This is a genomic window from Actinoplanes lobatus (assembly GCF_014205215.1).
GTDB lineage: Bacteria > Actinomycetota > Actinomycetes > Mycobacteriales > Micromonosporaceae > Actinoplanes > Actinoplanes lobatus.
The window spans coordinates 4,962,663-4,977,026 of record NZ_JACHNC010000001.1 but is presented as its reverse complement, the minus strand read 5'-3'; the positions used below and the strand labels follow the sequence as shown (position 1 = coordinate 4,977,026).

Genomic DNA, 14,364 nt, shown 5'->3' with positions numbered 1-14,364 from the left:
AGGGATGCGCTGGTGAAGTGCCTCAGTACGTCATGCCGCCCACCCTCGCGGATCACCACGGGCACGGCAAGCGATTTACCGGCGGCATACCACCGCGGCAGGTACCGGATGGGATTACCGGCTTGTTACTGGTGAGTTAACCCTATTCATATCCATCGATGCATGAGCCCCACACTCTAGGGAGTTCCCATGCCCGTCCCCACCCTTCGCCGGACATTTTCCCTGCTCACAGCCGCATTCGCGGCGACCGCGGCAGCACTGACGGTCCCCGCGGCACCGGCTCTCGCGGCCAACCCGTATGAACGCGGCCCCGCCCCCACCAACGCCAGCATCGAGGCCGCCCGCGGCTCGTTCGCCATCGCCCAGGTCACCGTGGCGCGGTCCAGCGTCTCCGGCTTCGGCGGCGGCACGATCTACTACCCGACCGACACCAGCGCCGGCACGTTCGGCGCGGTGGCCATCTCCCCCGGCTTCACGGCGAGCCAGTCCAGCGTCGCCTGGCTCGGTCCGCGACTGGCCTCACAGGGCTTCGTGGTGATCACCATCGACACGCTGAGCACACTGGACCAGCCGGACAGCCGCGGCACCCAGCTGCTGGCGGCGCTCGACTACCTGACCGGGAGCAGTTCGGTACGCACCCGCATCGACGCGAGCCGGCTCGGCGTGATGGGCCACTCGATGGGCGGCGGCGGCAGCCTGGCGGCGGCCCGGACCCGTCCCGCGTTGCAGGCCGCGGTGCCGCTCACCCCGTACCACAGCACCAAGAGCTGGTCGACGGTACGCGTACCGACCCTGATCGTCGGCGCCGAGAGCGACACGGTGGCCCCGGTGTCGTCGCACGCGGAGCCGTTCTACACGAGCATGACGACCGCCCCGGAGAAGGCGTACCTGGAGCTGAACAACGCGTCCCACTCCGCCCCGACCTCGGGGCAGAACGTGACGGCCGCCAAGTACAGCCTGTCCTGGATCAAGCGGTGGATCGACGACGACACCCGCTACGACCAGTTCCTGTGCCCGGCCCCGTCCGGCACTGCCATCGAGGAGTACCGCTCCACCTGCCCGCACGCCTGACCCGTCCGGAGCCCGGGGCCCGGCGCACCCGCGCCGGGCCCCGGCACGTCAGTCCGCGAGCCAGATGTGCAGCTGTTCGCCGTAGGGGCTGAACGCCACCGCGAACAGCACCACCCACACCACGATCCGCAGCAGGGCGAAGTTCAGCCGCCGCCGGTCGCCGGCGCGGCGGGCGGCCGCCGCCGACAGTCCGCCGAGGATCACGCCGAACGCCGCCACCGGGACGATCAGGATGGCGGTCAACCGGGCCACGCCGAAGATCCAGACGAGCGGGTTGGCGGCCGAGTCCCAGCCCAGCGGAACCGAGACCTTCGGGTCGTCGAGACGGTCCAGGCCCGGATCCAGCAGCGCGCCCACATCGCCGCTGTTCACGACGGCCAGCACCAGGATGCCGAAGGAGCCGAGCAGGTACATCCCGATCAGCGCCCACTGCGCCGCGTCCCCGAGGCGGCCGCCCACGGACCGCCGAGTCTTGATCATGGACGGCAATCTATCGGGAACCCTCAGAACAGGGTGAGCGGGGCCTCCGGCTCCACGATGTCCGGCAGTGGCGCGAGTTCCGGCACCAGCGCGCGCACCTCGCCGTGGAAGCGGCGGCACAGCGTGGGCGCGTCCACATTGTCCGGCGTGTGGACGAAGAACGTCGGCGACCGCCCCTCGCGCAGCCACCCGGCGACGACCGGCACCCACCGCCGCCAGCCCGCGACGGTCCGCTCGACCGAGTCACGGCCCAGGTAGCGGACGATCGGACGGTCGGTCAGGGCGGCGGTGCGCAGCGGCATGCGGGGCTTCTTCATCCACGCGTCCCGTTCGGCGTCGCTGCCCGGCGGGGTCCGGAAGAACTCGGTCGTGTCGAACGGGACCCACTCCGCCCCGATCTCGGCCAGCGTCTCCTCGAGCGGGCCGGGCGAGTGGAAGAAGGCAGGATCGCGAACCTCTACGGCGTACCGGAAATGATCGGGAAGACCCCGCAGAAAGCGCGAGAGAGCCGCGAGATCGCCCGGTCCGAAGGACCCGGGCAACTGCACCCACAGAGCATGGGTACGGGCGCCGAGCGGCTCAATCACCCGGATGAACTCCAACAAATCCGAATTGTACGAAAGAGCGCCGCTGTGTGTCACCGACCGCGGCAGCTTGAGCACGAACCGAAAGTCCGGCGGAGTCTGGGAAGCCCAGGCGGAGACGGTCGCCATACTCGGTGTGGCGTAGAACGTGGTGTTCCCCTCCACCGCGGTGCACCAGCTCGCATAGGTGCTCAGCGCGGGTTGCGGGAACTGCCACGCTTTCAGGTTCCACATCGCGCACCCGACGTGCAGCCTCACGATCCACCCCACCGGTCGGCGTGCACGGCCTCGCGGAGCGGCCGCCGCTGCCGCCACCCGTGCCGTTCCAGGTCGGGGACGCGTTCCAGATGGGTGACCGGCCCCGCGCAGAGCCACGCCACCGGCCGCACCCCGTCCGGGATGCCGAGCAGCTCGCGCAGGAACTCCTCACGGTAGAACGACACCCACCCGATGCCGAGTCCTTCGGCGGTGGCCGCCAGCCACAGGTTCTGGATGGCGAGGCAGGACGAGTAGAGCCCGGCGTCGGCGATGGCGTGCCGCCCGAGGACCGCCGGCCCACCGCGCGAGGCGTCGTAGGTGACCACGATCGACAGGCTGGACTCCAGCACTCCGTCGATCTTGATACGGGCGAAGCGGCGCGCGGCCTCGGCCGTCAAACTCGCCGCGAACGTTTCCCGTTCCGCGTGAACGTGCTGGTGGAAGGACTTCCGCACGTCATCGGAGCGCACGATCACGAAATCCCACGGCTGGGACAGGCCGACGCTGGGCGCGGCGTGCGCGGCGCTCAGGACGCGGTCGAGGACGTCGTCGGGGACGGGCTCTCCGGTGAACTCGCCGCGGACGTCACGGCGGCGGTGGATGACCTCGTACAGGTCGTGGATCACCGCCGTACGGTACCGGTGGACGCCCGGGCCACCAGCGCCGGCACGAAGGTGGCCTGCTCGTGCACGTGATCGGGGTTGGTGGCCTCGTCGAGCACCAGCCGCGCCGCGGTCCGCCCGAGCTCCTGCCGCGGCTGGCGCACCGAGGTGAGCGGGACGGCCGCGGCGGCCGCGAAGTCGATGTCGTCGAACCCGACGATGGCCAGGTCGTCGGGCACCCGCAGCCCGGCCGTGACGGCGTGCTGGAGCAGGCCGAGCGCGAGCAGGTCGTTGGCGCAGAACGCGGCGGTCGGGCGGCGGCGGCTGGGCAGCCCGGCGAGCCGCTCCCCCGCGGAGCGGCCCTCGTTGACCGTCATCGCCTCGGTCGGCAGGTGGATCAGGTCCTCGTCGGGCATGCCGAACTCGGCCCACACGGCGCGCGCCCCCTGGAGCCGCTCGCGGACCTGCCCGATGCTGGACGGCCCGCCGACGAACGCGACCCGCCGGTGCCCGCGGTCGATCAGGTGCTCGACGGCGATCCGGCCGCCGAGCACGTCGTCGACGGCGACCGAGCAGTGCCCGCCGGACCGGCTGAACCGGTCGACCAGCACGAACGGGATGCCGCGCTGGGCGATCTCGGTCAGGTGGCCGGCGTCCGGGTCGACCGGGGTGATCAGTATCCCCTGCACCCGCTGCTGGACGAGCCGGTCGATGTGCTTGGCCTCGCGGTCGGCGCGGCCGTTGGAGTTGCACACGAACAGGGACAGGTCGGCGGCCTCGGCGGCGGTCTCGATGCCCTCGGCGACGTCGTGGAAGAACGGGTTGCCGCCGTCGAGCATCACGTACGCCAGCGCCCGGCTGGTCCCGGCGCGCAGCTGGCGGGCCGACTCGTTGCGCACGAACCCGAGCTCGGCCATGGCGCGCTCGACCCGCTCCCGGGTGGCGGTGCTGACCACGGACGGCCGGTTGAGGACGTTGGAGACGGTGCCCAGGGAGACGCCCGCGGCAGCGGCGACGTCCTTGACCGACGGGGCTCGACCGTTGCGCGGGTGCGGAGTCAACGTGGGCCCTTCCTGACGGTGGGTGAGTCGACCAGAAGTCAAACACGCCCATTGAAACATTTCAAGTCCGCCCGGAGCCACGAGGGTGTACCGACGTGTATACCATGGGCCCTCATGAGCACACCGCCGCCCCAGAGCCGCGGAGGTGACCGCGCCGAGGTGGTCCACGAGCGGTTGCGCGAGGCCATCCTCTCCGCCGAACTGCGGCCCAACCACCGGCTGGTGGAGAAGGACATCGCCGACTGGCTCGAGGTCAGCCGCACACCGGTGCGCGAGGCGCTCTTCCGGCTGGTCCAGGAGGGCCTCGTCATCCAGCGTAAAGGCTGGGTGGTGCGCGATCACACCCCGGCCGAGATCCTGGAGATGATCGAGGCACGAGCCGGCGTCGAGGCGCACGCCGCCTACCTCGCGGCGCAGCGGATCACCGAGGCGCAGCTCACCCGGATGGAGGAACTGATCGTCACGATGGAGGACGACTCGGTCTCCCGGCTCCGGCTCAACGAGCTGAACAACGTCTTCCACGACATCGTCACCGAAAGCGCCACCAATGCGGTGGTCGCCCAGCTGCACCGGCGCACAAAAATCAACTACTGGAACCTCAACCAGCCGGTCGTCTTCACCCCCGCCGACGACGAGATCGTCAACACCCAGCACCGCCAGCTGGTCGCCGCACTGCGCGCCCGCGACGGCGAGACCGCCTCCCGCATCGCCCGCCAGCACGTCGACAACACCGGCCGAATCATCCGCGACGCCCTCGGCCTGACATAACGCCCGCGCCGCGCACAGCCAGCTCTTCCGCGACACCCTCAGCCTGACATAACGCCCGCGCCACACACAGCCAGCTCCTCCGCGACACCCTCAGCCTGACATAACACCCGCGCCACACACAGCCATCCCTTCCGCGACGCCCTCAGCCCGACGGCGCCGGCATGCCGCTGCCCGAGGCCGGGCGCGGATCACCTGAGCACACACGATCACCGTGCCGTAGTCGCCCACCCGCCGACCGCCTGCCCGGCCGCACACACAGCGCCCTCCGTGTACCCCGCGTTGCCCGCCAGGCGCATCGGCGATCTTGGACGTCTTGCCACCAATTGCGGTGGGGAAACACCCAAGATCGCGGGCAGCGACAGCGGTGGTAGGCGGTACGGCCGGCACAGCGCCCAGCGGCGCCAGCGCAGGCGGCGCCAGCGCAGGCGGCGCCAGACGGCGCAGGCACCCTGCCGCGATCTTGGACGTCTTGCCACCGATCGCGGTGGGGAAACGACCAAGATCGCGGGCAGCGACAGCGGTGGTAGGCGGTACGGCCGGCACAGCGCCCAGCGGCGCCAGCGCAGGCGGCGCCAGACGGCGCAGGCACCCTGCCGCGATCTTGGACGTCCTGCCACCGATCGCGGTGAGGAAACGACCAAGATCGCGGGCAGCGACAGCGGTGGTGGGCAGTGCCCAGCGGCGCTGGGGCCGCCGGCGCTGGGGCCGCCGGCGTCAGGCGGCGCGGGCGCCCTGCCGCGATCTTGGACGTTTTCCTGCCGATTTCGGTGGTCAATCGTCCAAGATCGCGGGATGTGGGGAGGTGCGCTCGACCACGGTGAACAGTCACTGGGAAAGCGGACACGTCCCGGCGCCGGGAGCGGCGGCACACGCGGGTGGCCGCGACCGGCCGGGCCCGCCCGGCCACCGATCTGAGCCCGGCGGGGCGGCACGGGCGGGAGCGGGCAGGAGATCGCGTGGCAGGGCGGGACGGCCCTGATGAAAACGGGGCGGAGTCACGCGTACCGGAAAGGGGCGGAAGCGAAACTCGGGCATGGACCACACGCGGGCATGGACCGCGGCCGCATCGGGATGCCGGGTTGCGACAGCATCGCTAGATTCGGCCGGTGGGCGAGATGCGGATCGAGGACACCTGGCCGGACCCGGCCGGTGGGGTGGCCGTGACCGGGCGGGTGCGGGGCGGGGCGATCCGGCGCGGCGACACGCTCCGGCTCACTGTGGACGACGGGTCGTTCGTGGTCACGGTGGTGCGCTTTCTGCGGCTGTGCGGCCGGCAGGATCCCGAGGTTGCTCGCCCGGAGGAGAACACCGCCCTGGTGCTGCACTCCGTTCCGGACGGGATCGCCCTCATCGGCGGGCTGCTGCACACCGAACCGGTCGGCCCGGCTCGACAAAAAGAGGCGGGCCGCCGGTAGGGTGCGCCGGTGGCACTCGGCTCGGACTTCCGGCGGTTGTGGGCCGCGTACGCGGCCAGCGAGATCGGCACCGGGATCGGCTTCGGCGCGCTTCCCCTGGTCGCGATCCTGGTGCTGGAGGTCCCCGCCTGGCAGGTGTCGCTGCTGGCCACGGTGTCCGGGCTGGCGGCGGCCGCGGTGGCGGTGCCGGCCGGCCCGTGGGTGGAGTTCCGCCGCAAACGCCCGGTCATGGTCGGCGCTGATCTGGTGCGCGCGTTCGCGCTGCTCAGCGTACCGGTGGCGCTCTGGCTCGACATGCTCAGCTTCGGCCAGCTCGGCGTGGTCGCGGCGGTTCAGGCGACCGCCGCGATCGTCTTCGCGGCGGCCGGCGGCGCCCACCTGAAAGCGCTGGTGGCGCCGGGTGACCGGGCCACCGCGACGGGCCGGTTGGAGGCCACGTTCTGGACCGCCTACAGCGCCGGCCCACCGATCGGCGGGGCGCTGACCTCATGGGTGGGCGTCGGCTGGACGGTGGCCGTCGACGCGGTGAGTTTCCTGCTGTCCGCGGCCGGTGTCCGCAGCCTGCGCGGCCCCGAACCGGAGCCGCCGCGGCGCGCGGCGGACACCGGCCGGTGGGCGGAGATCGGGGCCGGCTGGCGGTACGTGTTCGCCCACCGTGACCTGCGGGCCCTGTTCCTCAACGCGCAACTGTTCGGGTCCGGCATGATGGCCGCCTCACCGCTGCTGGCCGTCCTGATGCTCGACGAACTGGACTTCCCGGCCTGGCAGTACGGCATCGGCTGGGGCATCCCCTGCCTGGGCGGCGTCCTGGGCGCCCTGGCGCTGGCGCCGCTGACCCGCCGGTTCGGCCAGCGCCGGGTCCTGCTGTGGTCGGGTGTCTGGCGGGCGGTGTGGCTGTGCCTGCTGGCGTTCATGCCGGCCGGGCTCCCCGGGCTGCTGCTGATGATCGTGGTGGAGACGTTCGCCCTGTTCGCGACGGGGGTGTTCAATCCGGCGTTCGCGGCGTACCGGATGGAGCAGACCGAGGACCACTACATGACCCGGGTGATCTCGGCGTGGTCGATCTCGTCGCGGATCTGCCAGCCGGTGGGCATCGCGCTGGGCGGGCTGCTGGCCGCGCTCACCGACGTACGGACCGCCCTGGCGGTCTGCGGCCTCGCCGTCGCGGCCAGTGTCGTCCTGCTCCCCTGGCGGCCCGGGTCGCCGGCTCCTGTGCACGGGTCTATGGGCGGTCACCGAACCAGTTGAGGGCCTCGCCGTGCGGGCGCGCCCACGCCAGCGGGCGGCCGTCCAGCGCGAGCACGTTGTGCAGGCGCTCGTCCGGTGGATTCGGCAGGCCGGCGTGATCGAGAACGGTCGGGTTCTCCACTGAGATCCAGTGGGCGCGCATCGTGCGTACCAGATCGGTGAAGGCCCGGCGCCGATCGGCCGGAACCTGATAGAGGACCGACGTGTGGAAGACGACCAGGGTGGCGTCGGCCGGCGCCTTCGCGGCCAGCGCCGGCAGGTCGTCGACCAGGTCGCCGCGGACCATCAACGGCGGGTCGGCGGCGACGGTACGGGCGGCGGCGCGCTGCCGTTCCCGGCGGTCGTCCTGTTCCGGCCAGATCAGGGCCTGCAACCAGGCGGCGTCGGCCGGGTCGGTGACGTCGAGGGGGTTGAGGTCGAGTCCGGCCCGCCAGACCACCTCGGGCAGCTTTTGCGGCGGATCGGTTCCGGTCAGGGCACAGTCGAGGAGCGGATCACCGTCGCCGAGGACGTGATCGCCGTAACGGTACGCGTACCGGTCGGGGAAGAGATTGAGGCCGGCCGACGCGCCCACCTCGAGCAACGCGAGGGGTTGCGGCAGCGCCGCGAGCAGCGGCAGCAGCACCGCGCACCGGGCCGGCTCGTTGGTCTGCGTCGCCCGGTGGCGGATCTCGTGCGCGACCCGCTCCCAGTTGGCCGCCGCGAACTCCAGGAACGCCGGCGGGTCGGTGACCGGCGCGCCCAGGAACCGGCCGGCCGCGAACAGCAGGTTCGGCTGCCGTTTCGCCGGCGGCAACGTGTCCAGCAGGCCGATCAGGTGGGCGTCGCGGGAGACGGCGACGGCGAGGTTCTGGTACGCCGGGGACTCGCCCGCAGCCTCACGGGCGGCGAACTCACCGTAGATCAGTGCGGTCGTCACCCGCGCATGATGCCACGTAGACGACATCCGGCTCACCGCGCCCGACCGGCACCCGAACCGTGCGAACCGGCCCGATCGCCCGGGTCAGGGTGGCCTCGAAACCCGGCTCGGCCGACGCGCTCCACACCGCCAGCACCCCGCCCGGCCGCAGATGGTCGCGCAGCATCGCCAGCCCGGCCGCCCGGTACAGCCCCGTGTTGTGGTCGAACACGGTCCAGCCGGGGCCGTTGTCGACGTCCAGGCAGATCACGTCGAACCGGTCGCTGGTCCCGGTGAACCAGGACGCCAGATCGTCGGTCACCACCCGCACCCGGGGATCGTCGAGCGCCCCCTCGCTGAACGGCCGGAGCACCCCGTGATGCCACCGCACCACGGCCGGTTCAATCTCCACGACGACGATCTCCGCGGCGTCCGTGTGGACCGCCTCGGCCAGCGAGAACCCCACCCCGAGGCCGCCGATCAGCAGCCGCGGGCCGGGCGGCGCGGCGGCCAGGGCGGCCCGCACCAGCACCCGCTCCGACTCCCCCGACCGGGTGTCCATCAGGAAGACACCGTTGCTGATCAGCTCGAAATGCCCGGACCGGCGGCGCAGGACCAGCTCACCGCGCTCGGTGAAGACCCGTTCGTCCATGGGCGGCAAGCCTACGCAACCGATGGATGATCGTCGATGGGCTACGGTGGCTTGTCGTGAACCCCGTCCCGGATCACTGCACCCGGGCCCTGGCCAAGGCGCAGCGCAACAGCGTCGACACCAGCGGCGCCCTCGCCGTCGCCCACACCCGCGACGGCGGCGCCGACCTCTACCTCCTCGTCTACCCGGACCGGCTCGAACTCGCCAGCACCGGCACCCTGATGCGCGCCGGCGCCGGCCGCGAACGGATCCCCCTCGCGGCCGTCACCTCGGTCACCGCCCACCGCGGCCTCCTCCGCTCCCGGATCGACATCGAGACCGGCGGCCACACCGTCTCCTTCGGCACCGACCGCCCGACCGCGCCCTACCTGGCCGACCTCATCCAGCAGCGGCTCGCCGGCACCCCCGCCGCCCCCGACAACACGGCCCTGCTGCACCACCTCACCGAACTTCACGCCGCCGGCCTGCTCACCGACGACGAATACGCCACCAAACGCGACAACCTCCTCAAACCCCCTTCATAGGTACGCCCACCCGCGCCCGCCGGGGGTGAGCGAGGCCACGAACCCAGCGAGGGGTACGACAGAAAATCAGGCCGCGAACAGCGCCCCGATCAACTCTTCCGGCGGGGTGCCGGACGGACGGTCGCTCACCTGACCGTCGCCGATCTCGACGATCCGCCACCGCCCGTCGGCACGCCGGACCAGGTCGGCAGTCACAAACGGCAAACCCAGCGATCGTACGGCGGACGCCGCCACACCGATCTCGGCATCCACGGGCGGCGGCGCCCCTGGGGTGTCCGGGTGAGCCGTGACCAGCCGGCACGAGCCATCCACCCACCACGTGCGTACCTCCGCGCCGGTGAACGACTCGAACCGGCGCACCACGAAGCCACCGGCGAAATCGTCGCCGCGCAACTCCCGCAACCGGCTCGCGACCCGCCAGGCCGCCGTCTCGTCCGCCACGTCCGGCAGAAACGCCGCCTCGTCCCAGTGGTGCTTCATCGACTTGGTCCAGTCCCGCAGCACCGCGGGCCCGCCACCCAGCGCCGCGCACGCCCGCCGGAAGGCCTCCCGGTCGTCACCGTCGGTCCACGCCGACTCGGGGGTGTCCCCCGCGGCCGCCGCATACCAGCCCGGCAGCTCGTGGGCCTGCCGGTACGAAGCGGCCCCGGTTCGCAGCGTCACCCCACGGGCGGCCAGCGCCCCGGCCATCGCCGCGTACCGTCCGCTGTCGAGCATCCATCCCCGGTAGACGGCGGCGGCGCCCGCCGGGACGCGTGCCACCGCGGCGTCCCAGCCGCTCCGCGCGTCATGGTCGATCAGGGCGACCTCGATCCCGGCCTCCCGGGCGGCCCGCGCCTCCCCGGCGAAGTGCTCATCGGGGCGGCGCGGGCGCAGGACATCAGCGGGCAGCAACAGCATCACGCCACGATGATCGGTCACCGCCCGGCCGACCGGGCGGTACGGGGCCGAACGACGCCTTCCTGTTTTCCGGTCGCCTCCCCGGAGTCAGGACACCGGGCGTGGCCGCGGGTGACGTCTCCGAACGGCGCGGGAGCTCAGACGTAGCGGCGGGTCAGGCCGGCCCGGCGGCGATCCGGGCGGGCCAAGGGCGCGAGCGCGGCGAGCAGGATCAGGGCGGCCAACGGAAGGTTGTCGACGTCCAGGGTGAGCGCCACGATGCCGGCGCCGAACATCAGTGGGCTCCACGCCGGGGCTCGCCGGGCGGCGACCATCAGGCCGAGCAGGGTGAGCATGCCGAGGGCGAACAGCAGCGGGCCGGCGACCTGGAGTTGTTCGGGCAGCGGAGCGGCCGCCTGGAAGGCGGGTGACAGGTCCCCCGCGATCGCCGCGAGGAAGCCGGCCACACCGGACAGAGTCATTGCCGTGGCCACCGTGGCGACCGGTCCGGCACCCGGCGGGGCGAGCCTGCGCAGGCCGGCGGCGAGCACGCCGAACAGCACCATGGCGGCGAAGAACGCCAGGTGCCCGACGGTCCAGGCGAGGCCACCCGGGTCGCGGGCGCCGTCCAGGCCGTCGATCAGGCGGAGCAGCCCATAGAGCAGCATGAGAGCCGGCGCGTCCAGGGCGGCGAAACGAACGGTGACGCTGTTCGATGGCATGGCCTGACCGTATGGCCGCGCGGCATCGGCCCGGCACCGGTGCTTTCCCTGCCCCACCCCCGATTCCCCGCTAAGGGCTCCCCGCCACCTCCCCTAAGGCATCCTAGGAACCCATCCCGAAAGAATGACCGGCCGGCGTTCGTTCACGGCTCCCGCCTGACAGCCAGGGTCCACACCGCCGGGCCCACGGAAGCTCCGCATGGGTCTCCCCGCATGCGGGTGGTGGCGGTAGCGGTTGCCAGACATCCGGGGCGCCGCTCCCGGCCGTCGCGCCGCTCGCGCCAGACGGATAGTTGCGCTTGATGCCGGTCGCGCCACGGGAAACCCGCCGGGAGTCACTCACCGGGACCGCGGTGGTGAACGCGTGAAGGCACGTGGAAGATCCGGGTGGTTCTGGAGTCTCTTTCCCGGTTGTCGCCGGAGGGTGGATGTCGAGTCGCCTGTTCGCGTGTTTCCCGTCTTCGCCGCGAGGTTCGGCCGGTCACCGTCGGCCGCGCGAGTCATCCGCAAGCATCGATGTAGACCTGGGCTGATCGTCACCGAGCGCGCGATCTTGCGGCATTGCGGACATCCGGATGTATCCGACAACCCAAGGCCTTCCAGCGAAAATAGATCATGGGCGATGGTTGACCACCGGTAGCCAATCGCCCAGGATCGCGCTCGCCGACACACCCAACGCGACCTTGGACGGTTTGCCACCTCACCCGGCAGCCAAAGGCTCAAGATCGCCCACGCTCGCGCTCACCGACACACCCAACGCAACCTTGGACGGTTTGCCACCCCACCCGGCAGTCAAAGGCTCAAGATCGCCCACGCTCGCGCTTGCCAACCCCGCGCTGCACGACCTTGGACGTTTGACCACCCCATCCGGTAAGCAAACGTCCCAGATCGCCCACCGCCAGCCCTCGCTGACACACGTAGCGCGATCTTGGACGTTTTGTCGCTCCGGACAACAGCCAGGAATCAAGATCGGCCCGACAGCCACCATCGCCCAAGATTGCCGGCGGGTCGGGGTGACGCCGCAGCCACCCGAATGCGCGACTCGACATCGCGGCCACCCACAACCGAGAAACAGGCTCTTCGGCCACCTCTGTCTTCCCCGCGAGCCGGCGAACGGGGGCCCTCGCTCACACGGAGTTCCGGCCGGCTGGGCTTTCGAGAACGAGAACACACAGCGATCGTCGTTCCGGGCCGACAGTGGCGGGCCGACGGGACGGCAAGTGGATCACTCGATGCCTGAGCCATTCAATGCCAAACGCTCGATGCGGCGGGCGGAGGAGAATGATCGCCGTGGTGGGAGCCGGGAACGCGCGATGACGATATTCCTAGTAGGCAGATAGGAATGCTATGCTCACCGCTCCTGGGACGGGGTGGAGGCGGGGCCGGTATGGGAAGCCTGAGTGAGCGGGCGGCCGAGGAGTTCGTGGCGGCGCGGGCGTTCGCACCGGGGCTGCCCGGGTTCGTGGGAATCACCGTCGATCTGCCGGTGGATCCGGGGTGCGCCCCTGTCGGGCGGCGGTCGCTGCGGCACGGGTTCCTGGACATCCGGTCGCCGCGGGTGATGACCGTCAGCGGACCGCCGTCGCCCGGGATCGAGGTGGCGCTCCGGCGGATGAGTGACGACCTGGCCGCCTCGGCGCGAATCGCGGAGCAGCATCGACTCAGCGTGCCGGGGCAGCCCTCGACCGGCACGGAGCAACATTGGCTCAGCACGCCCGGGCAGACCACGACCGGCACGGGACAACATCGACTCAGCACGCCCGGACAGACCACGACCGGCACGGGACAACATCGACTCAGCACGCCCGGACAGACCACGACCGGCACGGACCATCGGCTCAGCATGTCGGGACAGGCCTCGGCCGGCGCGCAGTTGGACGGCGCCGAGCAGGTGGCCCGGTCGGACGGCGCCGAGCAGGTGGCGTGGTCGGCGACCGCTGGGATCAGGGTGGGGCTCGAGGCGGGGCTGGACGGGGGTGGACCGCTCGGGCTGCCGCGCCGCTGGGCGCTGGCTCACACGCTCGCTCCGGTGCTGGCGGCCGCTTTTGCGAATTCGCCGTTGCGGCACGGTCGGCCGACCGGCTGGCGCAGCGTACGCCAGGCGGCGCGACGTACCCTGCCGGTCCTCCACCCTGGAGGCGGGGATCCGCGGGCCGCTTGGACGGCGTACGCGATGGAGGCGAGCGGAAGCGGAGGCACCTCGCCGCGGCAGACGCTCCGCGAACTGGGCCGAATCACCATCGCCGACCTGGAGCGGCACCTGGCGGGGCTGCGGCCGCCGGTGGCCGCGCGCGGCCATCTCGAACTCGACGTGGCCGACCACCAACCGGGCGACGGCTGGCGGATCGTGGCGGCGGTGACGTCGATTCTGCTGGACGATCCGCGGGCCGCCACGGAGGCCGCCGACGCGACCGCGCATCTGGCCGGCGAGCCCGCGCTGTGGGAACGCGCGGCCCGGGACGCGCTCACCGATCCGGTGCTGGCGGCCGCCGCGCGGGACTGTTTCCTGGCCGCTTACGCGGGTCTGGCCCGGCAGGGCGTCTCGCGAGAGCTGCGCGACGCGGTCGCCGATTTCACTGAGAGGTACGTCTACCGGGGCCGTTGTCCCGCCGACGACGTCCTGGACCAGGCGACCGCCCGCCCCTGACCCCGCCGCCGGGTCACCGGGTCACCGGGTCACCACACGAGCACGTCGGCCTGGACGACCACCGTTGCCGGCCGCACGAGCGGACAAGCACATCGGCCGCGATGCCGGGTTCGTGCCGGAAGTGCTACGCCCGAACGGGTCCGCACACACGACTGGCCCCCACGCGTGCACTGACCAAGCCCACAGGCCGGGCAGGCGCACACGACACCGCGAACGTGTAAGCCTGCCCAGCCTGTGGTGACGCTGGCGACGTCCCAGCGGAACCGGCGCTCGAACCAGAAACGGGAAGACCAGGCGCCTGGGGTGACGCTGGCGACGTCCCAGCGGGACCGGCGCTCGAACCGGAAATGGGAAGACCAGGCGCCTGGGGTGACGCTGGCTCCGTCCCAGCGGGACCGGCGCTCGAGCCGGAAGCGGGAAGACCGGGCGCCTGGCAAGCCGGCCTCGGCCACTGATCAGGGCGACCGGCGGGTGTGGCCGGTTTCAGGTGGCCGTGCGCTGCGGTCGGTCTTGTCCGGCTGGCGCTCAGTGCTGCCTCAAGAGCGCTGAGAGAGC

At 71.7% G+C, this 14,364-nt stretch carries 14 protein-coding genes; 6 read left to right on the top strand and 8 right to left on the bottom strand.

Annotation, left to right across the window (positions count from 1 at the left end):
• Window positions 1-189: 189 nt before the first annotated feature.
• Complete coding sequence (locus BJ964_RS22975) at window positions 190-1,071, top strand: poly(ethylene terephthalate) hydrolase family protein (RefSeq protein ID WP_188122597.1); 882 nt, start codon at window positions 190-192, stop codon at window positions 1,069-1,071.
• Window positions 1,072-1,119: 48 nt separating this feature from the next.
• Here the strand turns inward: BJ964_RS22975 and BJ964_RS22970 are convergent, their stop codons facing one another.
• The 4 genes from BJ964_RS22970 to BJ964_RS22955 are packed head-to-tail and all read right to left on the bottom strand — an operon-like array spanning window position 1,120 to window position 4,056.
• The gene (locus BJ964_RS22970; RefSeq protein ID WP_188122596.1) at window positions 1,120-1,551 is read right to left on the bottom strand and encodes a hypothetical protein; all 432 of its coding nucleotides are present in this window, start codon (window positions 1,549-1,551) and stop codon (window positions 1,120-1,122) included.
• 23 nt (window positions 1,552-1,574) lie between these two features.
• Entirely contained in the window at window positions 1,575-2,393 is an 819-nt protein-coding gene (locus tag BJ964_RS22965) for a DUF72 domain-containing protein (RefSeq protein WP_188122595.1), read from the bottom strand.
• A complete protein-coding gene (bluB, locus tag BJ964_RS22960) occupies window positions 2,390-3,016 on the bottom strand; it encodes a 5,6-dimethylbenzimidazole synthase (protein WP_407650851.1) in 627 nt (208 codons plus the stop codon). Before bluB ends, BJ964_RS22965 begins: the two co-directional genes overlap by 4 nt.
• Window positions 3,016-4,056, bottom strand: a complete 1,041-nt coding sequence (locus BJ964_RS22955) for a LacI family DNA-binding transcriptional regulator (RefSeq protein WP_188122593.1) — start codon at window positions 4,054-4,056, stop codon at window positions 3,016-3,018. The genes bluB and BJ964_RS22955 overlap by 1 nt, the downstream gene beginning before the upstream one ends.
• A 114-nt stretch (window positions 4,057-4,170) precedes the next feature.
• Between BJ964_RS22955 and BJ964_RS22950 the strand changes: the two genes are divergently transcribed.
• The 3 genes from BJ964_RS22950 to BJ964_RS22940 all read left to right on the top strand — a co-directional run bounded on the left by BJ964_RS22950 (window position 4,171) and on the right by BJ964_RS22940 (window position 7,487).
• Complete coding sequence (locus BJ964_RS22950; protein ID WP_188122592.1) at window positions 4,171-4,824, top strand: GntR family transcriptional regulator; 654 nt, start codon at window positions 4,171-4,173, stop codon at window positions 4,822-4,824.
• A gap of 1,106 nt (window positions 4,825-5,930) precedes the next feature.
• Complete coding sequence (locus BJ964_RS22945) at window positions 5,931-6,239, top strand: hypothetical protein (RefSeq protein ID WP_188122591.1); 309 nt, start codon at window positions 5,931-5,933, stop codon at window positions 6,237-6,239.
• Window positions 6,240-6,248: 9 nt separating this feature from the next.
• A complete protein-coding gene (locus BJ964_RS22940; RefSeq protein ID WP_188122590.1) occupies window positions 6,249-7,487 on the top strand; it encodes an MFS transporter in 1,239 nt (412 codons plus the stop codon).
• Here the strand turns inward: BJ964_RS22940 and BJ964_RS22935 are convergent.
• Together BJ964_RS22935 and BJ964_RS22930 are read right to left on the bottom strand one after the other, a co-directional pair.
• Window positions 7,462-8,406: a DUF2332 domain-containing protein gene (locus BJ964_RS22935; protein WP_229806937.1), complete on the bottom strand. Its 945-nt coding sequence runs from the start codon at window positions 8,404-8,406 to the stop codon at window positions 7,462-7,464. The genes BJ964_RS22940 and BJ964_RS22935 overlap by 26 nt on opposite strands.
• Window positions 8,381-9,037 carry a spermine/spermidine synthase domain-containing protein gene (locus tag BJ964_RS22930; protein ID WP_188122588.1) on the bottom strand — a complete coding sequence of 219 codons (657 nt, stop codon included), beginning with the start codon at window positions 9,035-9,037 and terminating at the stop codon, window positions 8,381-8,383. The genes BJ964_RS22935 and BJ964_RS22930 overlap by 26 nt, the downstream gene beginning before the upstream one ends.
• Window positions 9,038-9,093: 56 nt before the next feature.
• Here BJ964_RS22930 and BJ964_RS22925 point away from each other — a divergent pair, with 56 nt between their 5' ends.
• Window positions 9,094-9,561, top strand: a complete 468-nt coding sequence (locus BJ964_RS22925) for a PH domain-containing protein (RefSeq protein WP_188122587.1) — start codon at window positions 9,094-9,096, stop codon at window positions 9,559-9,561.
• 66 nt (window positions 9,562-9,627) lie between these two features.
• Here BJ964_RS22925 and BJ964_RS22920 read toward each other — a convergent pair whose 3' ends face one another.
• Together BJ964_RS22920 and BJ964_RS22915 are read right to left on the bottom strand one after the other, a co-directional pair.
• A complete protein-coding gene (locus tag BJ964_RS22920) occupies window positions 9,628-10,461 on the bottom strand; it encodes an ATP-grasp domain-containing protein (RefSeq protein ID WP_188127104.1) in 834 nt (277 codons plus the stop codon).
• Between the two features lie 137 nt (window positions 10,462-10,598).
• A complete protein-coding gene (locus tag BJ964_RS22915) occupies window positions 10,599-11,162 on the bottom strand; it encodes a hypothetical protein (RefSeq protein ID WP_188122586.1) in 564 nt (187 codons plus the stop codon).
• A 1,387-nt stretch (window positions 11,163-12,549) separates the two neighbouring features.
• Between BJ964_RS22915 and BJ964_RS22910 the strand changes: the two genes are divergently transcribed.
• Window positions 12,550-13,809 (top strand): glutamate-cysteine ligase family protein, encoded by a 1,260-nt coding sequence (locus BJ964_RS22910; RefSeq protein ID WP_229806936.1) that lies wholly within the window; start codon window positions 12,550-12,552, stop codon window positions 13,807-13,809.
• Window positions 13,810-14,364: the final 555 nt, after the last annotated feature.